Source organism: Thermosynechococcus sp. HN-54 (assembly GCF_023650955.1).
Classification (GTDB): domain Bacteria; phylum Cyanobacteriota; class Cyanobacteriia; order Thermosynechococcales; family Thermosynechococcaceae; genus Thermosynechococcus.
Genome location: NZ_CP098039.1, coordinates 1,825,135 through 1,843,288 on the forward strand (window position 1 = coordinate 1,825,135; position 18,154 = coordinate 1,843,288).

The following is an 18,154-nucleotide window of genomic DNA, read 5'->3' on the forward strand; positions in this document are numbered from 1 at the left end:
AGAATAGCCGCAATGTCTGCCGCTGCCCTAGAAATTGTATTTGTGCTGCTGCTCATCATCGCCAATGGCATTTTTGCTGGTGCTGAAATTGCAGTAGTCTCTGCCCGCAAAGTCCGCCTCGAACAACTGGCAAAACGGGGTAAACGCAAAGCGAGGGCAGCACTAAAATTGGCCAACTCCCCCAATAATTTTCTCTCTGCCGTCCAGATTGGTATTACCCTGATTGGCATTCTTAGCGGTGCCGTGGGGGGTGCGACCTTGGCTCAGCGGTTACAGGCTGCCCTGATGCCGGTGCCTTGGTTGGGGCAATACAGCCAGCCCCTTAGTATTGGCATTGTGGTGACGGGACTTACCTATCTTTCCTTGGTGATTGGCGAGCTGGTACCGAAGCGCATTGCCATGACGTACCCAGAGGCGATCGCCTGCAACATTGCCAAGCCCATGACATGGCTCACCCAACTGGCAGCTCCAATTGTGCATTTATTGAGTGTCTCTACAGATGCCATTCTGCAACTATTCGGAATCGTCACCACCGCAGAACAAACCGTCACTGAGGATGAAATCAAGGTTCTCATTGAACAGGGGGCACAGGCGGGTCTCTTTGAGGTGGCAGAGCAGGATATGGTGGCGCGGATTTTCAACTTGGGCGATCGCCCAATTCAGTCCATCATGACCCCCCGCACCGATATTGTCTGGTTGGATATTGAGTCCTCGATCGAGGAAATTGAAGCCGAAATTCTGGCCAGCTCCCATTCGCGGTTTCCGGTTGCCGAAGAAACCATTGATCACTGCTTGGGGATTATCTCAGCCAAGGATTTTTTAGCCGCCCGCCTGACCCAGCAAACCATTGACCTGCGGCAACTGTTGCAACCAGCGCTGTTTGTTCCCGAAGGCCTACCCGCTCTCGATGTCCTTGAACTCTTTCGCCAGTCAAGCCAACACATTGCCCTGATTACCGATGAATACGGGGGGATTGAAGGGCTAGTGACCCTCAATGATCTCACGGAGGCGATTATTGGCACCCTGCGCCATGAGGAAGGTGAGGAACCGCAAATTATTCAGCGGGAAGATGGCTCGTGGCTGTTGGATGGGCTGCTCTCGACCTATGAACTCAAGGAATTGCTGCGACGGGAAACCTTGCCCGAGGAGGACACCGCCAACTACCACACCCTAGGAGGGCTGATCATTACCCTCTTTGGTCGCATTCCCCAATCCGGGGATTACATTGAAACCGATGGCCTGCGCTTTGAAGTGGTGGATATGGATGGCAACCGTGTGGATAAGGTGTTGGTGACTGAATTAGTGGCTGATGATGCCCTAGCCGATGAGATCAACGCCAAGGAAAAGGATTAACGACGGCGCAGAGTTGCCACAGTGCGTTGGAGCGATCGCCAGCGTTGTTGTCGCAGTTGGTTCAAGGCTCGTTTTAAGGGGGGTAAGGGGGGCTGCTCCCCGCCATAGCGCCAAGCCACATAGGCCTGCGTCAGGGTTTCAATGGCACGTTGACTCATTGCATCTAAGCGGCCACAGGTTTGCAGCGATCGCGCATATTCCCAAGGGGTTTGATTGGGACGCTTGGGCAGCCCCTGCTGGGCTAGGCCATCCAGCATTTGCACATAGAGGCGGGCAATGGGGGGCAGTTTTTGCAAGCGTTGACGATATCGCCACATATGGAGAGCAGACCACAGTGCCCAAACAACAATAACGCCGCCAAACAGGATGAGAATTCCTTGGACAATTCCCCCTAGCCCTTGGCTAAATAGATCAAAGAATTTTTGCAAAGCGGTTTCGAGGGTGGCAAAGATCATGCCAAAAAATCCCGTCACTGGTGTTGGTAACCATCCCGTCACCCACTGCCAAAACTGCTGGAGGACGCTAAAGGTCTGATCCACCTCTAGGGTGGCTGGATAGAGATCGTGCCCCGGAATCGGATCAAAGAGAAACCAGCCCAAATTGGGAAAGTAGGCTTCCGTCAGGGCATAGGCATCGGTATTGCGAACCACGTACAAGCCCGTAAAGGGGTTAAACTCTCCCGTACCTAAACCCGTAACTAAACGGCTGGGAATACCAATACTGCGCAGTAGCAGCGTCAAAGCACTGGAAAAGTGATCGGGATAGCCGCCGCGCCACTCAAAGAGAAAGGCTTCGACCAAGTCTTGATCTTTGCCTAGTTCGGGAATATCCGTTTTCAGGGCATAGGACTGCTTCAGGGCTTGGGTGAGGTAGAGGGCTTGCTCGTAGGGTTCGGGAATCGAGCGATCGGCCTTGGCAAGGAGGTCTTGAGCCAGCGCTTGCAGGCGGGGTTTCAAGTCAGAGGGCACTTCAAGGTAAGGCTGATACCCCAAGGTGTAATTTAATTTTGGCGCTCTGCGCAACAGGGAGCGATCGCGCACGGGTACTTGGGAAATCACGGAATAGGTCAGCCCCTCGGGCAAGGGCACTGGCGCACGCAGGCCACCATCGGGATCGCGGGCAATTTCACGGGTTGGGAAGTAGAGTTCACGGGGTGCGTAGAGATGGGGAATGAGGTTACTAAATTCAGAAACAATCGTGTACGTTTGAATCACTTCCCGCGTTGGCATTTGGGAGAGTTGTTGCGGCAGCAGATAGCGAAAACTCCACGGGGAACGCCGCAGCACTTCGGCCTCATCGTTGCGACTAATGCGCCAACCCCGCCCCGTATATTTGTCAAAGGCAAGGACTCGCCAAAAGCCGGGGGCTTGCGATCGCACCCGCATTAACTCTTGGGGGGTCATAATGCCCCCGATGGTCTGATCAATCTCCGAGCCAAAGCCATAGTAAAAGTTGGTATCAAAGGTTTGATTGGCCAATTCTTCGCCGACTCCGCCACCACCGCGGCCACTGACATAGCCCGGATTGATCACACGGGTTTGGTCAAACTCCCCTTCCACTTGAATTTCGGCACTAACGGGCAGGGTGCGAATCTGATAGCCGGGGAAGCGCGGCAGCAGCACAAAGACCATCATCCCCAAGCCGAGAATCAGGGCAAAGAGGCCAACCCATTGTCGCCAAGGCAAACGCAGGGATTTCAGTGTGGTGGAGAGCAAGCCAAGGCGCGAGCGGTAGTCGAGGACGAGTACGGGTAGGGCGATCGCTAGAAAGATCACCAGAAACAGCCCAAAGGTCATCGTTTGGCTGAGGGTGGCTGCCACACTAATTAAAATCAGGGCAATGACCATTGAGTAGCCCAAATCCTTGCGGCGGGGCAAGTCAAAACTGTGGAGCACTTGCAGTTGAATCAAGAGTTCCGTCAGCAAAATCCGTGAATCTTGGTTGAGCGTGGCCAATCGCCCCAAAAAGACCGCTAATGCCGTCAACATCCCAATGGCGATCGCTAGCTTTGCCACAACATTTCTTTGCCGCCGTGCCCACCAACTCCAACCAAAGCCCGCAATGGAGAGGGGAACCGCCCAGAGACTATTGGCAGTATCCGCTGCCACATCGGTTGCCACCAAGCCAACAATCACCATGCCCAAGACCCCTAGGCGCAGCAGCAGGGAATCCTCAACATCCTTGGCGGGAGCCAGCATTGGAGAATTGGCAATGGGTTGCAACCAAGACTGAAACATCGGACAGCAGCAGCAAACAGTGCCCTGATCCTAACAAATTTCCCCCCAAGAACAGGTGGCTACCTTGCTCAGCGTGTGGGGGGCGATCGCCCATTCCTATGACCTCTATAAGCAAACTCTAACCGTTGTCACGTTTCTTAATGATAAATTTCTTTTGTCTAGGTGTACTATAGTGATGCCTAACGTTGGTAGCTGCACCTGCTAATTCATAGTTTGAGAGGTGTAACAGCACTTATGGATTCTGAAGAACTAATCCGCTACTACCAGCATTTTCTCAACGATGTGAAAAATATCTAAATGCTGGCTTGCTGCTCCTGTGATCAGCGTTCAATCATCTCACTAGGAGCAACTTCCTATTGCTTAGCCGCCAGCGATCGCGGGAATGATGCTGACTTCGTCGCCATCCTTGAGGGGCGTTTCAATGCCATTGAGGAAGCGAATATCCTCATTGTTGACGTAGAAATTGACGAATCGCCGCAATTGGCCACTTTCATCACAGAGGCGCCCTTTAATGCCGGGGCAGTCCTGCTCTAGCTTTTCAAGAAGCTCAGCGATCGATTGGGCTTGGCACTCCACCGTCGCTTGATCGCGGGTGAGCTTTTGCAAGGGAGTCGGAATCAAAACAGTAACAGCCATAGACCTCTACAAACCATCCATAAATTTCAACACAGCGTCGGGAAAACCGACTAGACCAATACCGGTTGCCAATCCAACCGTTCGAGGGTGCGCGATCGCTCTAAGGCACGCTCAAAGCTGGCCAACTTGGGTTCAATCGTCAGGGGTTGACCAATGTCGTTTTGCACCGCCTCCTGGGTTTTCAGGCCATTGCCCGTGATATAGACCACCGTCACCTCCTCAGGGTCAATCGTGCCCGATTCCACCAACTTTTTGAGAACGGCAATTGTGGTACCGCCAGCGGTTTCCGTGAAAATACCTTCCGTTTCCGCCAGCAGCTTAATGCCTGCCACAATTTCTTCATCGGTGGCCGCAGCGATCGCCCCATTGGTTTTGCGGGCAATGTCAAGGGCATAGACGCCATCGGCGGGGTTACCAATGGCAATGGACTTAGCAATGGTGTTGGGCTTCACCGGTGCCACAAAATCGCGCCCCTCGGCATAGGCCTGGGCAATCGGGGAGCAGCCCACCGCTTGGGCACCACTACAGCGCACGGGCTTGTCAGCCACTAGACCCACTTCAACGAATTCACGGAAGCCTTTGTAAATTTTCGTGAACAAAGAGCCAGAAGCCAAGGGAGCCACAATGTGGTCAGGAAGCTGCCAGCCCAACTGTTCAATCACCTCATAACCTAGCGTCTTTGACCCTTCCGAATAGTAGGGGCGCAAATTGATATTGACAAACCCCCACCCGTGGGTATTCGCCACTTCCGAGCACAGGCGATTCACTTGGTCATAGTTGCCCTCAACGGCCATCACCGTTGGCCCATAGATGAGCGTGCCCAAGACCTTGCCCGCCTCTAGATCCGCTGGAATGAAGACACAGCAGTCTAGTCCTGCGTGGGCGGCGATCGCCGCCGTGGAATTCGCCAAATTGCCGGTACTGGCACAGGAGACCGTCGTAAAACCCAATTCCCGCGCCCGCGTCAACGCCACCGAGACCACCCGATCCTTAAAGCTAAGGGTGGGCATATTCACCGCATCGTTTTTGATGTACAGATGCTTCAGTCCAAGTCGCCGAGCCAGCCGCTGGGCTTTGATAAGGGGGGTCATCCCCGTGCCCACATCAATGGGATTCGCCGACATTACTGGCAAAAAGGGACGGTAGCGCCAAATAGACTTGGGACCGGCCTCAATCATGCTGCGGGTTACCGCTGCTGCTAACTGGCTCAAATCGTACTTCACCTCTAGGGGACCAAAACAGTATTCGCAGACATGAATGGCTTGAGGTTCGTACTCTGCGCCACACTCTTTGCATTTGAGGTGGGTAAAGTAGGCGGTTTCGGTGGTGGAGGTCAACGTTGCGGTCATGGGTGTCGGACTGCCTCAGACAAGTTGTTGACCATCCTAGCAGGGGGCGATCGCCCTGTCAAATATATCCGACTATTTTTATCGGGATTTGGATCGCCGCAAAAATTCTGCCCATTGTCTCTGGGAATCTATCATCCTTGGTGGTAGCCTCAGCCTACTGCTTGCTTTGATTTCAACGAATGGGTGTATGTACGGTCACCAGCTTCGTACCGTCGGGAAACGTAGCCTCAACTTGCACCTCTGTCAGCATTTCGGGTACGCCCTCCATGACATCGTCACGGCTGAGTAGCGTGGTGCCATAGTGCATCAAATCAGCAACCGTGCGCCCCTCCCGTGCTCCTTCCAAAATAGCCGCAGAAATATAGGCCACTGCTTCGGGATAATTGAGCTTGAGACCCCGTGCTTTACGACGTTCGGCCACAAGAGCGGCAGTAAAAATCAGGAGCTTGTCTTTTTCTTGGGGGGACAGTTGCATCGTTCCTCGGGCTAAACACTCAGCTTTGGCCTCTATCTTAACTTGTGGCTTTAGTGCCCAGAAAATCAATGAGCGATAAAGTCAAACTGCGACAACACTACCTTGAATGGCGGCAGCACTTGAGCGATCGCGAGTGGCAAGATCGCAGTCAGCGCATTTGTCAGCACTTGCTCGATCATCCCCAGTTTCAACAGGCAACGACAGTGTTGACCTACGTGCCCCATCGCCGCGAACCGGATTTGCGCTTCCTCTGGTCACTCCCGAAACACTGGGGCCTGCCCCGTGTCGTGGGTCAGGATTTACGGTGGCATTCTTTTAATGGCAAGGAAGACGCTCTCCAGCAAGGACGCTATGGCATTTGGCAACCGCCCCCCGAAGCGCCCCCGATTGATCCAGCGTGTGTTGATCTCTGCTTGGTGCCTGCCGTTGTCTGCGATCGCCAAGGGTACCGTCTCGGCTATGGAGCGGGTTTTTTCGATCGCCTGTTTGCCCAGCCTGATTGGCAGCACGTGTGTCGCTGGGGAATTGTCTTTGAGTCAGCGGTTCTAGCAGAATTGCCCCGTGATCCGTGGGATCAGCCGCTGCAAGCTATCTGTACCGAATCAGGCATCTTGGAAATCAGCTAAAGTCCTAGTTTTGCTAACACTGGCTGCGTCGAGACCACGTGTTTTCTCAAACCCAGTTCCTCCGGACTCAGGCCAAGGGCAAGTCCCACCAGTTGCGGCAAATGGAGAATCGGCAGATTGAGGGCAACTCCCACCTGCTGCGCAATCTCGGGTTGGCGAGCATCCAGATTCAGGTGACACAGGGGACAGGGGGTCACAATGCAATCCGCACCGCTGGCGATCGCGCTCTGGAGTCGTTGCGCCGCCATGGCAAAACTGGCCGCTGTTGCATAGCTGGAAATTGGCCAACCACAGCACTGGGTGCGTCCCTCATACTCTACAGAGGTGGCCCCAACTGCCTCAAAGACCTGTTCCATTGAGGTGGGGTGAATCGGGTGATCAAAGGGAAGCCTCTCTTGAGCACGCAGAAGATAGCAGCCATAAAAGGCCGCGCAGCGAAGTCCTGTGAGGGGACGACGGACGCGATCGCGCAACTCGTCAATGCCCACATCCCCGACAATCGCCCAGAGCAAATGCTTCACTTCTGTGGTGCCTTGGTAGGGAGCGCAGCCTTGAGCCGTCAACACTTGATTAATTTCTGCCACATACTCCGGGCGATCGCGCTGAAAAGTCTTGAGGCGTTCATCCACATGGCCAATCACTCCCTGACAGGTGCTGCAGTGGGTCAACAGGGGCAAGGCCAACTGTTCTGCAAGGGCAATGTTGCGGGCATTCACGGTATCTTCCAGCAGCCACGAATTTTCCTTAAACGTGCCTGAGCCACAACAACTGGCCTCCTTCAGTTCCACCAGCTCGATATTCAACAGGGGGGCGATCGCCCGCGTTGAGAGGTCTAATTCCCGACAGGCACCTTGAGCCACACAGCCGGGGTAGTAGGCATAGCGTAAAGCGGACATACAACTTGAAAAGCCTAAAATCTGCCCCTAGTCTAGCCAATCATCAGGTTCACTCGTGTGTCCCACCCCTCAGGTATAATTCTAGGATTTAGAAACAAGTCCTTGTTTTTTAGTCAAAAGTCCGTGTTACTATAAACCAATTTCTTGCAGTTCTTTCAACAACCCATGCCATAGGAGTGCTATCTTGCGTTACTTATTTAGTTCGGAGTCTGTCACCGAAGGCCACCCCGATAAGATTTGCGACCAAATTGCCGATGCGATTCTCGATGCGCTGCTTACCCAAGACCCCCAGAGCCGCGTTGCCGCTGAGGTAGTGGTGAATACGGGTCTGGTTCTGATTACGGGGGAAATTACCACCAAGGCACAGGTAAACTACGTCAACTTGGCGCGGCAGAAAATCCATGAAATTGGCTATACCGATGCTGAAAATGGCTTTGCCGCGAATAGCTGTGCCGTCATCGTTGCCCTTGATGAGCAGTCCCCTGATATTGCCCGTGGTGTGGACACCGCCCAAGAAGCACGGGAGCACCTGAGTGATGCCGAACTCGATCGGATTGGTGCCGGCGATCAGGGCATTATGTTTGGCTATGCCTGCAATGAAACCCCTGAGTATATGCCCCTGCCCATTAGCTTGGCTCACCGTATGGCGCGTCGCCTGGCCGCTGTCCGCAAAACCGGTCAACTTCCCTACCTCCGTCCCGATGGCAAAACCCAAGTCACCGTCATCTACGAAGATGGCAAGCCAGTGGGCATTGATACAATCCTGATTTCCACCCAACACACGGCCACCATTGGTGACATCAGCGACGAAGCTGCCGTTCAAGCCAAGATTAAAGCCGATCTGTGGGAAGCAGTTGTCAAGCCCGTCTTTGCCGATTTGACGATCCAACCCGATGACAAGACCCGCTTTCTCGTCAATCCTACGGGTAAATTTGTCATTGGTGGCCCCCAAGGGGATTCGGGACTGACGGGACGTAAACTCGTCGTTGATACCTACGGTGGCTATGCCCGCCACGGGGGCGGTGCCTTTTCTGGGAAAGATCCCACGAAGGTGGATCGCAGTGCCGCTTACATGGCTCGCTACATTGCCAAAAACATTGTTGCCGCAGGCCTAGCGGACAAATGCGAGTTACAGATTAGCTATGCCATTGGCGTCGCTCGCCCCATGAGCCTCTTCGTGGATACCTTTGGCACGGGTAAACTCGCCCCCGAGCAATTGCTGGAGTTAATTAAGACTCACTTTGATTTACGCCCCGCTGCCATTATTCAAACCTTTGGGCTGCGGCACTTGCCCCAAGAGCGCGGTGGTCGGTTCTACCAAGAGGTGGCTGCCTACGGTCACTTTGGGCGTCATGACCTTGACTTACCTTGGGAAAGACTGGATAAAGTTGCCGAGCTGCAAGCCGCTGCGGCTCAGTTTCTGAGTGCTGTTTAGGAAAAATGGGGGGCTTCTCCCCCTTCACTTACTGGGTGACCCGCTGAAGGCAGGTTTGGGCCGTGTTGGTGAGCATCTGGCGCACTTCTGACGTTACATTGGCCTGCACACTTTCACCAATGGCTTGAAATTCTGCAAGAGAGAGTGAGGATTGCAGTTCATTGATCACACAGGTACAGTAGGCATTGCTGTATTGCGCCATCTGCGGCACCTGTTGTTGCAGCGCCGTTGTACATTCACTGGTGAATCGGGAAACCACTTCTGGGGGATAGGGAGCAGCGATCGCCCCCCCACTGAGGGACACAGTACTCAAAACAGCTAAAGTTAAAGCTTTTGGGGGTAAAGTCATTTTTTGATCCCTCGTGTAGAAAGCTTGCAATGCCTAGTTTTTAATGACTTCTCCAGTCTAGGCAGGTTCCAGAGAATGTGCCACTTTGGCCAATTGCCACAGGGCGAAGATTTACATTTCTGTAGCCAGACGTTAAACTAAAAGATTGGATTGCCCCAACATTCCTCTTACCCATCGCCCTATGACGCTCTACAACCCCTCCTTGTACGAAGAACCCATTTCCCAAAAGAATTTAACTGCGGTTGGCCGTTCTGATCGCTCCATTCTGGAATGGTTGCAGCAAACTGGTCGGTTGATTCCCCGCGATGGCAGCGAGGCAGACCCGCTTCTGGATAGCACCCTCGATGATATGGGTGAAATTGAGGAATTTGTCGGTGATGCCCTTGGTGACTACGACGAAGAAGAGGAGCTTGGGCTTGAGGAGTAGGGCACCAATCCGCCTATTATCGGAGTGATGTGCTGGAACTCTCCCCATGTCCTCCACTAAAACGACTGCCGCCATTCACCCTGCTCGGCTCACCGGACAGCGACTTTTTTGGCTTCTTGGGATTAGTTTACTGGCTGCGTCTGGTGCCTACGATACACTGACAAATCACTGGCAGCAGCCTTTGCAAACTGTAACGCTGCCTTGGTTAGTTAGTTTTGCGATCGTTGCTGTTCTGGGTGTCGCTGTAGTACCAATACTGCGACGGTTGAAAACAGGACAAATTATCCGTGAAGATGGCCCCCAGTCTCACCTGCAAAAATCGGGCACACCGACGATGGGGGGCATTTTTTTTGTACCGACAGGGTTAGGTCTCGCCCTCCTGTGGACAGGATTGGCTCAAGGGAAACTATCAGCAACGGTGGGGGCGATCGCCCTCCTTGTTCTCTGGTATGCGGCCATTGGCTGGTGGGACGACTGGCAAGTTCTGCGGCGTAAGTCCAATAAGGGATTATCGGCTCGGCTGCGACTGCTGCTTGAAGGAATTGGGGCGGCTCTGTTTTGTGCTTGGCTGGTGGGCAGTGATCCAACAGCAACCATTGTCACTGCGCCTTGGGGATGGGTTTGGCCCCTAGGGATGGGGTTTATTCCCTTGGCAATTTTTGTGCCCATGGCGGAAGGGAATGCCCTGAATCTGACCGATGGGCTGGATGGTCTCGCGGGTGGCACTGCGGCGATCGCCCTGTTGGCTCTGGGATTCATTCTCACGCCCCATCCCGACTTGCAAATTCTGGCGGCGGTCATGAGTGGCGCTTGTGTGGGCTTCCTCTGGCATAACCACCATCCAGCGCGCGTGTTTATGGGGGATACGGGATCCCTAGCCCTTGGGGCACTCCTTGCGGGCATTGGCTTGGCGAGTCACCAGCTCTGGGAACTGTTCATTGTCAGTGGTCTCTTTTTTGTTGAATCTCTCTCGGTCATTGCCCAAGTCCTCTACTACAAGGCCACAAAAGGCCCCGACGGTGTGGGTAAGCGGCTGCTGCGGATGGCACCCCTACACCATCATTTCGAGTTGGGCGGCTGGTCAGAACTGCGGGTGGTGAGTACCTTTTATGGGGTGGTTGCCCTCTTGGGATTGCTCTGTGGCCTCCTGCGGTTGGCCTAATCCGATGGGGGAAGTGCAATGAAAGCAGCAGTGCTCTACGGCAAAGAAGATGTGCGCATTGAAACCGTGGCCGATCCCACGCCGGGGCCGGGGGAAGTGGTAATTCGTGTTCAGGCCGCCACCACCTGTGGTACGGATTTGAAGGTATGGCGGCGCGGTGGTCATGCGCGGATGCTAACGCCCCCCATTCTCTTTGGCCATGAGGCGGCGGGGGAAATTGTTGCCCTAGGAGCTGGGGTGACGGGATGGCAGGTGGGCGATCGCGTGGTGGCGAATAATTCTGCTCCCTGTGGCCAGTGTTTTTACTGTCAGCGGCAGGCCTTTTCCCTGTGTCCCCATCTGGAGTTTAACAATGGCACGTTTGCCGAGTACCTAAAAATTCCCGCCAGCATCGTCCGCCAAAACCTTTTGCCGCTTCCAGACTCGCTCTCCTTTGCTTTAGCGGCCCTTACCGAACCCCTCGCCTGTGTCCTCCACGGTGTGGCTCGCTCTGGCTTTGAACCCGCAATGGTTGAAACGTGGCCGAGTCCGCCGCAAATTGTGGTTCTTGGGGATGGTGCCATTGGTCTGATGTTTGTTGGGGTGCTGGCACAGCAGGGGGCACGAGTCCTCGCCTTTGGCGGTTCCGATCAGCGGCTGGCGATCGCCACCACATTTGGGGCAGAGCAAACCATCAATCATCACCAGTGCAACGATATTCCTGCCCTCGTTAAAGATTGGACGGAAAGACGGGGAGCCGATATTGTCATTGAAGCCACTGGCGTTCCTGAAGTCTGGGAAACGGCGATCGCCTGTGGTCGCCCCGGTGCCACGATTAACCTCTTTGGTGGCTGCCCCCGCGAAACTTCGATCCGCGTTGATACTGAGCGCCTGCACTACGAAGAACTCACCCTCAAGGGGGTCTTTCACAACACACCCACATTTGTCCGCCAAGCCTTGCAACTGATTGCCAGCGGCACACTGCCCTTCGAGAAACTAATTAGTGGCCAAGCCCCCCTAACGGAGATTGAAAATGTCCTGCAAGCAATGAAGGCGCGCCAAGTGATTAAAGTAGCGCTGCACCCCTAGCTATTCCCGCAGGAGCAAATAGTACAACTGCCCCGGCGTATTGATCAGACCCGCCCGCGCTTTGGCCACCTCTCCCGTGCCCATGAAAATATCCACACGACCGGGCCCGCGAATGGCACTGCCGGTATCCTGATCCAAGACAAAACGGCTGACGGGGGTTTGCTGCCATTGGCCTTGGGCTTTGAGGGGAATTTTCGTGTTGATCACCGCCAAGGCACCCGGGGGCATCAGGGACTTATCGGTGGCGATCGATCGCTCAGGAAGGACTGGCGTCGAGAGACTGCCCGTGGGGGGGCGCCCTTGGGTATGCTCAAAGAATACAAAGCTGGCGTTGCGGGGCAAATAGCGATCTAGCTCAGCAGGGTTGGCCTGAAAGTAAGCAATTAAGCGGGGCAACGTGAGTTCCTCACGGGGAATTTTGCCGTCGCGAATGAGTTCTTGGCCAATACTGGTGTAGGGGTGATTGGTTTTGCCAGCATAGCCGACGGTAAAGCGGCGACCATCGGGCAGTTGCAGCTCAGCCGACCCTTGAACGTGAACCAGAAAGGCCTCGAGGCGATCGCGCAAATACACCAACTCCAACCCCCGCAACGGCCCCTTGTGCCACTGCTGACCATCTGCTCCTTCTAGTTCTAGACGGGTTGGGTGGGGCTGCCGCCACTGGTCTAAATCAGGGGGACGACGAAAAAGGGGATAGCGGTACTCTGCCGTCGGCACCAAACTCGCACGATAGGTGGGCGCGTAATAGCCCGTAAAATCCACTCGCCCTTGGCCATCGCTACCAATAGACTGATAAAACACAAATTCTCGTTTGACGGCTGCCTGAAGTTCCGCCGCAGAGCGACAGGTTTGTACCAGATGGCGAAAGCGTGCGAGGGAGCGAATTACCCGCTGATGCAGGTTCGAGCCTAGGGTAGCCCCCGGTTGACCAAGGGCGGTGTAAGCCGCATAGTCCTGGCGTGCTCTATCCGTACGCAGATAACGCAAACTGTGATCAATGGCTTGCAACAGCCGTGCTCGTTCACTGGGGGATTTCCAGAGGGCAGTATCTAGGGCAACTGTTGGCGGTAGTTGGCTTTGGCGGATCAAGGGGGCAACCGTGGGCGCGGTGGCGATCGCACTTGTTGCAAGGATCACGATGCCCTGAATAACTCCTGTGAACAAACCAGCCATCGGCTTTAGGCAAAGCGATCCACGCTCGACGCAAAAACGGGTTCCACCCGAATCGCAAATACCTTTGAGGGGCGCACCACCATGTATTCCCCTTGGATATTTTTAATGGGAACGGAAATAAAATCGTTGGAATCTGCTTTGGCCACTAACTCGTTGCTGTACCACTTCTGGAAGTCTTGAATGGTGGGGAAGCGCACCTCCTCACGGTGGCCACCATCCAAAAATAAATGAACCGCGAATTCAGAGGGGGTTCTCGGCATAGGCGCGATCGCTCATCCTTACTGATGCACATTATCTCCCTATTATCGCCGTAATCGGTGGCTTCAGGTACTAGGGGCCGCCAGTGAGGGGACGGGGGGCGCGATCGTAGTACTGGGCAGTCATGGCTGGGTTGAGGCTGCGGGCACGCTCATAGTCCCGTTGTGCCAATTCAACATTGCCACTATCGAAGTGTGCCATGCCCCGACTATAATAGGCAGCAACAAATTGCGGATCCCGCGCTAGGGCAGCATCAAAGTCGGCGATCGCAGCTTTGTAGTTTTGCAGGGCAAGATAGGCCATGCCTCGGTTGTAGTAGGCGGCAATAAACTGTGGGTCATCGCGTAATGCGGTACTAAAGTCAGCGATCGCCCGCTGCATGTCTCCTTGGTCATAGTAAGCTAGGCCGCGAGCAAAGTAGTAGTCAGCGCTGGGGTTGAGTCTGATTGCTTGGCTAAAGGCATCTATGGCAGCGACCAGATCACCTGTACCTTGGTGCGCTAACCCCACGTTGTAGTAGTCCTCGGCACTGCGGGGCACAAGGCGTTGCAGTTCCTGAAGTTCAGGGGGTGTGAGGGTGGCGATCGCCATGGGCTGTGCCACAGCAGCACTGCTGAGACCAACAAAAGCAGCTAAAACTGTCAAAGCACTGAAGAGTTGTCGGCGCATCGTCGGCCTCCTTTTGGCATCGCTCAGCCTTACTTCGATCCTAAAAGAAAATGAAGAACTCGCCCAGCGAACCATAGCAGTTGTAATAAATCGCTGGATATGTTTACATCATCGGAGCTAGCTGCTGCGACAGCAGTGCCACATCTCTAGGGCTAACTGTGATCTAGCGCACTGACAGCAACCCTAATGGGATATTCAAAGTGATTTGTAATTGACAATGCGACCAAAGCTCTCAGGCTGCAAACTGGCGCCACCCACCAGTACCCCATCAATTTCTGGCTGTGCCATGATGGCATCAATGTTGTTGGCATTCACAGAACCGCCGTACTGAATCAGCACATCAGGATTTTGCAACTTGCTGCGAATCAGGCCAATCACACGGTTGGCTTCCGTTTCTTCACAGGTATCGCCGGTACCGATCGCCCAAATGGGTTCGTAGGCAATCACTAGGTTGTTCTGATCCACATCGACCAAATCCAGCGCCAACTGCTGAAAGATATGGCTTTCTGTTTCCCCAGCATCCCGTTGGGCTTTTGTTTCACCCACACAGAGAATCGGGGTCAGGCCGTGGCTTTGGGCAGCCTTGAGCCGTTGGTTGACCGTGGCATCCGTTTCACCAAAATACTGCCGCCGCTCACTGTGGCCAATAATCACGTAGCGCACGCCCAACTCCACCAACATTGGTGGCGAAATTTCTCCTGTAAAGGCGCCTTGATCCGCCCAGTGAACATTTTGGGCACCCAGCTTCACCCGTGTTCCGTGCAGACTCTTGGACAATACACTTAAACAGGTGTAGGGAACACACAGCACCACCTCGCGATCGCTGGGGGTGTCCACCAACTTTCCTAAAAACTCTTGCAGAAAGGCCACTGCCTCCTGTTGGGTTTTGTGCATTTTCCAGTTACCAGCAAGAACTTTTGGGCGCACTCGTCCTGACTTTCCTCTGCGAAACTTAGCGTAATTAAGCGTACCACACGGGTTGCCTCTATAAAATTTAGAGATTTGACTGAGGAAGTGGTTGAGACTTAGCCCAACTTGTCCCAAACCGCCGCAACTCGCGGAGATTGACGCTTGGGTTGCACGCGCGGCGTCCGCCGTCCGAGTTTGACTTGATAGGTGTCGTTGTCAACTGTCACATAGCCCAGTTGGAGAACCTCTGCGAGGGTAGCACTGACCTCTTCCGCAGACCACTGCAACTGCTCAGCCAATTCTGGCACGGTGAAGGGTGTTGGCTGGCGCATCATCAGTGTCAAAAGCGATCGCTGGCGATCGGGCAAAACCAGTAAATCTGCTGGATTGAGACCCCCACCGCAACCACTGCTAGCGTCTTGACTGTCTATCATTGGCAATGTTCCTCAACGGCAGTGACTGGCAGTGGCACTCGAGAAGGATCACAATCACAATCCTTACTCCTAGGCTACCCTAATCCAACAGATGCTGCACAACACTCCTGACAACCAAACTGTAGGGATGATCGGGGTAGCGTAAACAGAAAATATCACTACTCCCCAGTTGAAACATCTCTTCACACACAGGTAGAATACCCGCGACGGGCACAGCATAGGTCGTTTCCACCTGCTGCTTTAAGGAGTCCTTGTTAAAGGCACTGGGGACTTTGTTCACCACCATTACCATTTTCGGGACATCCAGCTGCCGCGCCACATCTACAGTGACTGCTGTTCCTTGAAAATCTTGGCGATCCGGTCGCAAAATCAGCACCAAGGCATCGGAAACCGTAATCGAGAGCAGCGTTTCCTCGTTCAGTCCTGGGTGGGTATCAATGAGCAAAAAGTCGAGATTCAGCCCTTGGAGCAGTTGCTGAAAACCATCATTGAGCAAGCCGACATCGTAGCCTTCCCGCAGCACACGGGTAATTTCACTAGTTTTGAGGCTAGAGGGAATGAGAAAGATAGACCCTTTCGCCTGTTGACCATGGCTAGTGAGGAGATGGCTGACATCACGAGCCACATCGGTAATTTCACAGCGTCCCCACAGGTAGTCATTGAGGGCATGTTCCGTATCTTCCGACTCAAGGCCAAAGAGCACATGGATACCGGGGGATTGAATATCCGTATCCACGATCGCCACGCGATAGCCCAACGTTGCCAAGGTACAGCCCAGATTTGCTGTTGTATTTGACTTGCCTGTGCCACCCCGAAAAGAATGCACAGAAATAATGCTACCCATGGCTGTCCTCGCTACATCTGAGAATTCAACGTCTATTTTCACATCCTGCCGTTGAGGAAACATCTCATCCCAAATTCAGAAGATAGAACCCAAGCGGCCAACCCATCAGAAAAGGGATCATTCGGCGTCTTGGAAATACTGCTGCGTGTAGAACTGGGCGTAGCGGGCAGACTGGGCAAGTAGTTCTTGATGGCTGCCACTTTCAATGATCCGCCCCTGCTCTAGGACAAGAATGCGATCCGCTCGACGCACCGTGGCTAAACGGTGGGCAATAATAAAGACGGTGCGCCCCTTCATTGCCTTCTCCAACGCATTTTGCACCAAGGCTTCCGATTCAGAATCTAAAGCAGAGGTGGCTTCATCTAAAATCAAGATACGCGGATCGGCATAAACGGCGCGGGCGATCGCCAGCCGTTGGCGTTGCCCCCCAGAAAGATTGATCCCCCTTTCCCCCACCCACGTCTGATAGCCATCGGGAAAGCGCGTAATGAAATCATGGGCATTGGCGATTTTGGCTGCCTCAATCAGGCGCTCCCAATCCGGTTCAGAGTAACCAAAAGCAATATTTTGGGCAATACTGCCTGAAAAAAGAATCGTTTCCTGAGGAACAATGCCAATTTGCCGCCGCAGGCTTTTCAGCGTCACTGTTTTAATATCAATGCCATCAACCAAGACTTTCCCGGCTTGGGGGTCATAAAAACGGGGCAAGAGGTTAACAATGGTTGATTTCCCCGCCCCTGAATGTCCCACAAGGGCAATCACTTCGCCCGGCTCCGCCAAGAGATTAAAGTCCTTGAGCACGGGACGCTCTGGATCATAGCCAAAGTACACATCTAGGTATTGCACTTTGCCAGAAATGGGGGGTAGGGGCTGCGCATGGCTCATTTCCTTGATCGTGGGTTCGAGAGCCAACAGGCCAAAGCTACGCTCCACTGACGCCTGTGCCATTTTGAGTTCGTTGTAATCAGCAGAAATCATATTAATGGGTTCCATCAGTAGCGCCACTGCGGCAACAAAGCTGAGGAACTGCGACCCCGTAAGATGACCGGCATTGATTTGCCATGCCCCCAAGATAAACAGCAGCATGATGCTCAGGGCTTCAAGAAACCCCACCACAGGGTATTGCATTGACTTAATGCGTTCTGCACGGTAGCGAGCACGGCGGTTAATATCAGCCTGCTGTTCAAACTGCTCTACGGCATAGTCCTCAGCTGCAAAGGCCTTAATCAGACGAATCCCCGAAAAAATTTCCGTGAGGTGGGAGGTCAAATCAGCAATGCGGGCTTGACTCAGGCGCGACTGTCGCAACAACCGATTGCCAAACCAAGCGATGAGAAACGTCATCAGCGGTGCGATAATCATTGTCCCCAGTGTCAATTGCCAGTTGAGGTAGAACATGTAGCCAATGACAGCAATTGTCGTCAAGATGGAGGGGACAAGGCGATGAAAACTGCTATTGATCATCACACCAATGCGATCCACGTCCTCCGTGAGGCGGTACGTCAAGTCTCCGGTTGCAGCCCTTTCAAAGTAGTCCACCCCCAAACGATGCAGATGACGGTAAAGCCGCACCCGAATGTCATAGACAATCCGTAGAGAAATATCGGACATCAAGACATCTTGGCCAAATTGGCAAAAACTACGACCGACAAACAGCAGCGAGGAGGCTGCACACCATTGAATCAGACCTATCAAATCCCCTGCCCCAATGAGCTTTGCCGCTTGGCCAATTAGGTAGGCGATCGCCGGCATGGTGGAGACGTAGCCAAGGGTACACAAAAAAGCGACCAGCAACCGTCGCCGATAGGGAAGGATATAAGCAAGTAACGGCCGGTAGCTGGTATTCCAAAGCAT

19 protein-coding genes are annotated in these 18,154 nt (G+C 53.8%); 6 read left to right on the forward strand and 13 right to left on the reverse strand.

Annotated elements, in window-relative coordinates; genetic code table 11:
• Window positions 1–12 precede the first annotated feature (12 nt).
• Window positions 13–1,353 (forward strand): hemolysin family protein, encoded by a 1,341-nt coding sequence (locus tag NBE99_RS08815; protein ID WP_250681725.1) that lies wholly within the window; start codon window positions 13–15, stop codon window positions 1,351–1,353.
• On the opposite strand, the gene NBE99_RS08820 is transcribed toward NBE99_RS08815, so the two are convergent.
• The 4 genes from NBE99_RS08820 to ureA all read right to left on the reverse strand — a co-directional run bounded on the left by NBE99_RS08820 (window position 1,350) and on the right by ureA (window position 6,050).
• Window positions 1,350–3,590, reverse strand: coding sequence for a DUF3488 and DUF4129 domain-containing transglutaminase family protein (locus NBE99_RS08820; RefSeq protein WP_250681726.1), 2,241 nt, complete (start codon window positions 3,588–3,590; stop codon window positions 1,350–1,352). The genes NBE99_RS08815 and NBE99_RS08820 overlap by 4 nt on opposite strands.
• 360 nt (window positions 3,591–3,950) lie before the next feature.
• Window positions 3,951–4,226 (reverse strand): MoaD/ThiS family protein, encoded by a 276-nt coding sequence (locus NBE99_RS08825; protein WP_149817514.1) that lies wholly within the window; start codon window positions 4,224–4,226, stop codon window positions 3,951–3,953.
• 50 nt (window positions 4,227–4,276) lie between these two features.
• Window positions 4,277–5,575 (reverse strand): threonine synthase, encoded by a 1,299-nt coding sequence (gene thrC / locus NBE99_RS08830; protein WP_250681727.1) that lies wholly within the window; start codon window positions 5,573–5,575, stop codon window positions 4,277–4,279.
• A 172-nt stretch (window positions 5,576–5,747) separates the two neighbouring features.
• Window positions 5,748–6,050 carry an urease subunit gamma gene (ureA, locus tag NBE99_RS08835; RefSeq protein ID WP_250681728.1) on the reverse strand — a complete coding sequence of 101 codons (303 nt, stop codon included), beginning with the start codon at window positions 6,048–6,050 and terminating at the stop codon, window positions 5,748–5,750.
• A 68-nt stretch (window positions 6,051–6,118) separates the two neighbouring features.
• Here ureA and NBE99_RS08840 point away from each other — a divergent pair, with 68 nt between their 5' ends.
• Window positions 6,119–6,676: a 5-formyltetrahydrofolate cyclo-ligase gene (locus NBE99_RS08840; protein WP_250681729.1), complete on the forward strand. Its 558-nt coding sequence runs from the start codon at window positions 6,119–6,121 to the stop codon at window positions 6,674–6,676.
• Here the strand turns inward: NBE99_RS08840 and NBE99_RS08845 are convergent.
• The gene (locus NBE99_RS08845; RefSeq protein ID WP_250681730.1) at window positions 6,673–7,572 is read right to left on the reverse strand and encodes a CoB--CoM heterodisulfide reductase iron-sulfur subunit B family protein; all 900 of its coding nucleotides are present in this window, start codon (window positions 7,570–7,572) and stop codon (window positions 6,673–6,675) included. The genes NBE99_RS08840 and NBE99_RS08845 overlap by 4 nt on opposite strands.
• Before the next feature lie 184 nt (window positions 7,573–7,756).
• Here NBE99_RS08845 and metK point away from each other — a divergent pair, with 184 nt between their 5' ends.
• Window positions 7,757–9,007 carry a methionine adenosyltransferase gene (metK, locus tag NBE99_RS08850; RefSeq protein WP_250681731.1) on the forward strand — a complete coding sequence of 417 codons (1,251 nt, stop codon included), beginning with the start codon at window positions 7,757–7,759 and terminating at the stop codon, window positions 9,005–9,007.
• Between the two features lie 28 nt (window positions 9,008–9,035).
• Here metK and NBE99_RS08855 read toward each other — a convergent pair whose 3' ends face one another.
• A complete protein-coding gene (locus NBE99_RS08855) occupies window positions 9,036–9,356 on the reverse strand; it encodes a hypothetical protein (protein ID WP_250681732.1) in 321 nt (106 codons plus the stop codon).
• Between the two features lie 181 nt (window positions 9,357–9,537).
• Between NBE99_RS08855 and NBE99_RS08860 the strand changes: the two genes are divergently transcribed.
• The 3 genes from NBE99_RS08860 to NBE99_RS08870 are packed head-to-tail and all read left to right on the forward strand — an operon-like array spanning window position 9,538 to window position 12,013.
• Window positions 9,538–9,783, forward strand: a complete 246-nt coding sequence (locus tag NBE99_RS08860; protein WP_250681733.1) for a DUF3134 domain-containing protein — start codon at window positions 9,538–9,540, stop codon at window positions 9,781–9,783.
• Window positions 9,784–9,829: 46 nt separating this feature from the next.
• Window positions 9,830–10,945 (forward strand): phospho-N-acetylmuramoyl-pentapeptide-transferase, encoded by a 1,116-nt coding sequence (gene mraY, locus NBE99_RS08865; protein WP_250681734.1) that lies wholly within the window; start codon window positions 9,830–9,832, stop codon window positions 10,943–10,945.
• Between the two features lie 18 nt (window positions 10,946–10,963).
• Window positions 10,964–12,013, forward strand: a complete 1,050-nt coding sequence (locus NBE99_RS08870; RefSeq protein ID WP_250681735.1) for a zinc-binding dehydrogenase — start codon at window positions 10,964–10,966, stop codon at window positions 12,011–12,013.
• Here the strand turns inward: NBE99_RS08870 and NBE99_RS08875 are convergent, their stop codons facing one another.
• The 7 genes from NBE99_RS08875 to NBE99_RS08905 all read right to left on the reverse strand — a co-directional run bounded on the left by NBE99_RS08875 (window position 12,014) and on the right by NBE99_RS08905 (window position 18,154).
• The gene (locus NBE99_RS08875; protein ID WP_315897262.1) at window positions 12,014–13,186 is read right to left on the reverse strand and encodes an MltA domain-containing protein; all 1,173 of its coding nucleotides are present in this window, start codon (window positions 13,184–13,186) and stop codon (window positions 12,014–12,016) included.
• A 5-nt stretch (window positions 13,187–13,191) separates the two neighbouring features.
• Complete coding sequence (locus tag NBE99_RS08880) at window positions 13,192–13,446, reverse strand: hypothetical protein (protein ID WP_149817491.1); 255 nt, start codon at window positions 13,444–13,446, stop codon at window positions 13,192–13,194.
• Window positions 13,447–13,516: 70 nt separating this feature from the next.
• Window positions 13,517–14,113, reverse strand: coding sequence for a tetratricopeptide repeat protein (locus NBE99_RS08885; protein WP_250681737.1), 597 nt, complete (start codon window positions 14,111–14,113; stop codon window positions 13,517–13,519).
• A 195-nt stretch (window positions 14,114–14,308) separates the two neighbouring features.
• Window positions 14,309–15,007: a triose-phosphate isomerase gene (gene tpiA / locus NBE99_RS08890; protein WP_399371063.1), complete on the reverse strand. Its 699-nt coding sequence runs from the start codon at window positions 15,005–15,007 to the stop codon at window positions 14,309–14,311.
• A 131-nt stretch (window positions 15,008–15,138) separates the two neighbouring features.
• Window positions 15,139–15,456: a hypothetical protein gene (locus NBE99_RS08895; RefSeq protein ID WP_250681739.1), complete on the reverse strand. Its 318-nt coding sequence runs from the start codon at window positions 15,454–15,456 to the stop codon at window positions 15,139–15,141.
• Between the two features lie 79 nt (window positions 15,457–15,535).
• On the reverse strand, window positions 15,536–16,300 hold the full coding sequence (locus tag NBE99_RS08900) for a MinD/ParA family protein (protein WP_250681740.1): 765 nt from the start codon (window positions 16,298–16,300) through the stop codon (window positions 15,536–15,538).
• Window positions 16,301–16,417: 117 nt separating this feature from the next.
• A complete protein-coding gene (locus tag NBE99_RS08905; RefSeq protein WP_250681741.1) occupies window positions 16,418–18,154 on the reverse strand; it encodes an ABC transporter ATP-binding protein in 1,737 nt (578 codons plus the stop codon).

Coding starts and splice junctions, on each gene's coding strand:
- NBE99_RS08880 (WP_149817491.1), bottom strand. CDS start 13,446: ATGCCGAGAACCCCCTCTGAATTCGCGGTTCATTTATTTTTGGATGGT.
- NBE99_RS08895 (WP_250681739.1), bottom strand. CDS start 15,456: ATGATAGACAGTCAAGACGCTAGCAGTGGTTGCGGTGGGGGTCTCAAT.
- mraY (WP_250681734.1), top strand. CDS start 9,830: ATGTCCTCCACTAAAACGACTGCCGCCATTCACCCTGCTCGGCTCACC.
- ureA (WP_250681728.1), bottom strand. CDS start 6,050: ATGCAACTGTCCCCCCAAGAAAAAGACAAGCTCCTGATTTTTACTGCC.
- NBE99_RS08840 (WP_250681729.1), top strand. CDS start 6,119: ATGAGCGATAAAGTCAAACTGCGACAACACTACCTTGAATGGCGGCAG.
- NBE99_RS08905 (WP_250681741.1), bottom strand. CDS start 18,154: ATGCTTTGGAATACCAGCTACCGGCCGTTACTTGCTTATATCCTTCCC.
- NBE99_RS08885 (WP_250681737.1), bottom strand. CDS start 14,113: ATGCGCCGACAACTCTTCAGTGCTTTGACAGTTTTAGCTGCTTTTGTT.
- NBE99_RS08815 (WP_250681725.1), top strand. CDS start 13: ATGTCTGCCGCTGCCCTAGAAATTGTATTTGTGCTGCTGCTCATCATC.
- NBE99_RS08855 (WP_250681732.1), bottom strand. CDS start 9,356: ATGACTTTACCCCCAAAAGCTTTAACTTTAGCTGTTTTGAGTACTGTG.
- tpiA (WP_399371063.1), bottom strand. CDS start 15,007: ATGCACAAAACCCAACAGGAGGCAGTGGCCTTTCTGCAAGAGTTTTTA.
- NBE99_RS08845 (WP_250681730.1), bottom strand. CDS start 7,572: ATGTCCGCTTTACGCTATGCCTACTACCCCGGCTGTGTGGCTCAAGGT.
- NBE99_RS08825 (WP_149817514.1), bottom strand. CDS start 4,226: ATGGCTGTTACTGTTTTGATTCCGACTCCCTTGCAAAAGCTCACCCGC.
- NBE99_RS08820 (WP_250681726.1), bottom strand. CDS start 3,590: ATGTTTCAGTCTTGGTTGCAACCCATTGCCAATTCTCCAATGCTGGCT.
- NBE99_RS08860 (WP_250681733.1), top strand. CDS start 9,538: ATGACGCTCTACAACCCCTCCTTGTACGAAGAACCCATTTCCCAAAAG.
- NBE99_RS08900 (WP_250681740.1), bottom strand. CDS start 16,300: ATGGGTAGCATTATTTCTGTGCATTCTTTTCGGGGTGGCACAGGCAAG.
- thrC (WP_250681727.1), bottom strand. CDS start 5,575: ATGACCGCAACGTTGACCTCCACCACCGAAACCGCCTACTTTACCCAC.
- NBE99_RS08875 (WP_315897262.1), bottom strand. CDS start 13,186: ATGGCTGGTTTGTTCACAGGAGTTATTCAGGGCATCGTGATCCTTGCA.
- NBE99_RS08870 (WP_250681735.1), top strand. CDS start 10,964: ATGAAAGCAGCAGTGCTCTACGGCAAAGAAGATGTGCGCATTGAAACC.